The organism is Brevibacillus sp. SIMBA_040, assembly GCF_046535075.1.
GTDB lineage: Bacteria > Bacillota > Bacilli > Brevibacillales > Brevibacillaceae > Brevibacillus.
In genome coordinates this window covers 1-227 of the sequence record NZ_JAWRXI010000468.1, presented here as the reverse complement: position 1 = coordinate 227, position 227 = coordinate 1, and the positions used below count along the sequence as shown (strand labels likewise).

Annotated in this window: 1 tRNA gene; it reads left to right on the top strand. The window is 54.2% G+C overall.

What is annotated here, in order from left to right:
- The first annotated feature begins 150 nt into the window (after positions 1-150).
- Positions 151-226 (top strand) — tRNA-Val (locus SB752_RS33480).
- The last annotated feature ends 1 nt before the right edge of the window (position 227 follow it).

The following is a 227-nucleotide window of genomic DNA, read 5'->3' as shown; positions in this document are numbered from 1 at the left end:
TGGTGAAGCGGTTTAACACAGCAGCCTTTCACGCTGTCATACAGGGGTTCGAATCCCCTACGGGTCACCATATTACCTCACAAAGTGAAGTGAACGCTTTGTAGAAACACTGAGTACTTTGCGAGGCCCCAACAACTGCTTGGGGATTGGGGAGGCTTAGCTCAGCTGGGAGAGCATCTGCCTTACAAGCAGAGGGTCGGCGGTTCGATCCCGTCAGCCTCCACCAC